The sequence below is a fragment of the Cellulomonas sp. P4_B5_2 genome (genome assembly GCF_056402235.1).
Window position 1 is genome coordinate 1 of the sequence record NZ_JBFUHU010000375.1, and the last position, 3,244, is coordinate 3,244.

Below are 3,244 nucleotides of genomic sequence, written 5' to 3' on the forward strand. Positions count from 1 at the left end.
GGGTCCGGATCCCAAGACGGTGGATGACGTCCGCGCCGTCTGGTCGCATCATGGCTGCACGCCGGCAACGGGGCCGGCGTCGCACCGGTGACGACACCGGACCCGAGCTGGGCGGTCGACGATGACGAACCCGCGAACGACGGCCCTCTGGGCGGCCGCTGCCCTCGCCCTCGCCCTCCTGGTCGTGCTGGTCTCGTCCAGCGACACTCTCTGGACGTCGTGGCCCGGCGCCGCCGTGCGGTTCGGGGGCATCGTCGCCGTCGCGGTGGGGCTCTACACGCTGGCCGGTCGCTGGGACCGCCGAGCCCGGTCCGAACGGGCCTGAGAGACGAACAAACCCCCGATCCGCGTCTCCGCAGATCAGGGGTTGCTCGTCGCTGTCTCAACGAGTGTCCGGAGGGGGACTTGAACCCCCACGCCCGTTAGGGCACTAGCACCTCAAGCTAGCGCGTCTGCCATTCCGCCACCCGGACAGGTGGACCGCAGGGCACCCGGAGGCGCCCTCAGGTGCGGCAGAAAAGATAGCACGGCGCGGCGGGCGAGCACGCATCGGCCCCCCGAGGCAGACTGGCGGCAGACGCCGAGACAGCAAGCCCTCGGCCGCGAAACAAGGAGCCCGATGACCGACACGAGCACCTCGACGGGACGGGCTCCTGCCAGCCCCACGGCGCGGAAGGTTGCCGGTGCCCGCCGCAACCCGAGCGCCTACGGCACGGAGCACACCGCCCCGCGCTGGCTTCGTGGTGCTGCGGGTGTCTCGTGGCGGCTGCTCGTGGTCATCGCGATGGTGGCGCTCATCTTCTACGCCACGTCCCAGGTGCAGCTGCTGTTCATCGCCGTGTTCCTCGCGTTCGTGTTCACCGCGGTCCTGCGGCCGGTCGTCGACTTCCTCGCCCGGTGGATCCCCCGCGGGGTCGCGACCGCGCTCGGCCTGCTCGGCGGGATCGTGTTCTTCCTCGGGCTGCTGACGTACGTCGGCTACTCGATCGCCAACCAGTGGACCGACCTGACCAAGCAGTTCAGCAACGGCATCGACCAGATCACCGAGTTCCTGGAGAACGGCCCGCTGCCGTTCACCATCACGAACGACCAGATCGCCGAGTGGATCAGCAACGGTCAGCAGTGGGTGCAGGAGCACGCCGGGGACCTGGCGGGCCAGGCGGCCGCGGGTGCGGGGTCGGTGGTCGAGGTGTTCACGGCCCTGGCGCTCGCGATCTTCTGCACGGTGTTCTTCCTGGCGCGGGGCCGCGAGATGTGGACCTGGTTCCTCAACCAGCTCCCGTCGCGGGTGCGCGAGAGCTGGAAGACGGCAGGTGGCGCCGGCTGGTACACGTTCTCCGGGTACACCCGCGGCACCGTGATCATCGCGGTCACCGACGGCATGCTCGCGTTCATCCTGCTGAGCATCCTGCGCGTCCCGCTGTCGGCGCCGCTCGCCGTGCTGGTGTTCATCGGTGCGTTCATCCCGCTGATCGGTGCGCCGCTGGCGATGGTCATTGCGATGATCGTCGCCCTCGCCGCGAACGGCCTGCTCTCCGCCGCGATCGTCGGTATCGGCATCGCCCTGATCGGGCAGTTCGAGGGGCACATCCTGCAGCCGATCGTGATGGGCAAGCAGGTGTCGATCCACCCGGTCGTCATCGCGCTCGCCGTCACCGCGGGAACCTTGACCGCCGGCATCCTCGGCGCGGTCATCTCGGTGCCGCTCGTGGCGGTGTGCTGGGCGATCTTCTCGCGGCTGCGCACGCTGGACCCGCCGATGGAGGAGGACGAGTCGGACGACGCGGTCGAACCCGTGGAGAGCGTCGAGGAGATCGACGACGACGAGGCCGTCAAGCAGCCCTGAGCCTCAGCGGAAGTCGCGCGACGCCGACCTGACCTTCAACGACATCGGGGCCAGGTGCTCCGCCACCAGGTTGGTGGCACCGTCCGCCCGTTCCAGCCGACCGCGCACCACCAGGGCGCGGGACGTCCGGGCGACCTTGCGGAACTTCTGCCACAGGCCGGCCGAGCAGATGACGTTGAGCAGCCCGGTCTCGTCCTCCAGGGACAGGAACGTGGTCCCGCCGGCGGTGCCGGGGCGCTGGCGGTGCGTGACGACGCCGGCGACAGCCACCCGTCGGCCGATCTCGTGCGTGTACGCCTGCTCGACCCGCAGGACGCCGGCTGCGTCGAGCCCGTCGCGCACGAACTGCGTCGGGTAGGAGTCGACGGACACGCCCGTGGCCCACACGTCCGCGGTGGCGATCTCGACGTCGCTCAGCCCGGGCAGCGTCGGCGCACTCACCCCCACCGAGACGCCGGGCAGCGTGTCCGGCCCTTCCTGCGCGAGCGCCCCTGCCGCCCACAGCGCCTCCCGCCGCGTGACGCCCAGGCTGTCGAGCGCCCCGGCGGTGGCGAGCGCCTCGAGCTGCGCGGTCGACAGCTGCACCCGCCGCACCAGCTGCCGCAGGTCCGCGAACGGGCCGTGCGCGCGGCGCTCGTCGACCACCCGCTGCGCCACGTCCTCCCCCACCGACCGCACCGACGCCAGCCCGAGCCGGACCGCCAGCGACCGGTCGCCGTCCCCCGTCCGCACCCCCGGCGCGGTCACCGGACCGGTCCCGCTGGGCGTCGGGACCAGCCGCGGCTCACCGCCCGCGGGCGTCGGACCCAGGCGCTCGACGCACGCCTGCACGTCGGACGCCTGCACGTCCGGGCGCAGCACCTCCAGGCCGTGCCGACGGGCGTCGGCGGCCAGGCTCTGCGGGGAGTAGAAGCCCATCGGCTGCGCCGCGAGCAGCCCCGCGTAGAACGCGGCCGGGTGGTACACCTTCAGCCACGCGCTGGCGTAGACCAGGAACGCGAACGAGTACGCGTGCGACTCGGGGAAGCCGAAGTCGGCGAACGCCTTGAGCTTGTCGAAGATCTCCGTCCCGGTCTGCTCGTCGATCCCGTGCCCGGCCATGCCCGACATCAGCCGGCCGCGCATCGCCTCCATCCGCTCGGTCGACCGCTTCGAGCCCATCGCGCGGCGCAGCTGGTCCGCCTCCGCGGGGGTGAAGTCGGCGACGTCGATGGCCATCTGCATGAGCTGCTCCTGGAACAGCGGCACGCCCTTGGTCTTGGCCAGCGACTTCTCCAGCAGCGGGTGCAGGTACGTGACCGGCTGGCGGCCGTGCGCGCGCTCGATGTACGGGTGGACCGAGCCGCCCTGGATGGGACCGGGGCGGATGAGGGCGACCTCGATGACGATGTCGTAGAA

General features: G+C 71.4%; 3 protein-coding genes and 1 tRNA gene. 2 read left to right on the forward strand and 2 right to left on the reverse strand.

Annotated features, from left to right (window positions below):
* Window positions 1–121 precede the first annotated feature (121 nt).
* Window positions 122–325, forward strand: a complete 204-nt coding sequence (locus AC1DUQ_RS19695) for a hypothetical protein (RefSeq protein WP_477062836.1) — start codon at window positions 122–124, stop codon at window positions 323–325.
* Window positions 326–390: 65 nt separating this feature from the next.
* On the opposite strand, the gene AC1DUQ_RS19700 is transcribed toward AC1DUQ_RS19695, so the two are convergent.
* Window positions 391–473 (reverse strand) — tRNA-Leu (locus AC1DUQ_RS19700).
* Between the two features lie 146 nt (window positions 474–619).
* Here AC1DUQ_RS19700 and AC1DUQ_RS19705 point away from each other — a divergent pair.
* Window positions 620–1,846, forward strand: coding sequence for an AI-2E family transporter (locus AC1DUQ_RS19705; RefSeq protein WP_477062835.1), 1,227 nt, complete (start codon window positions 620–622; stop codon window positions 1,844–1,846).
* 3 nt (window positions 1,847–1,849) lie between these two features.
* Here AC1DUQ_RS19705 and AC1DUQ_RS19710 read toward each other — a convergent pair.
* Window positions 1,850–3,244, reverse strand: a 1,395-nt coding sequence (locus tag AC1DUQ_RS19710) for a helix-hairpin-helix domain-containing protein (RefSeq protein WP_477074414.1), incomplete at its 5' end; no start/stop codon positions are given.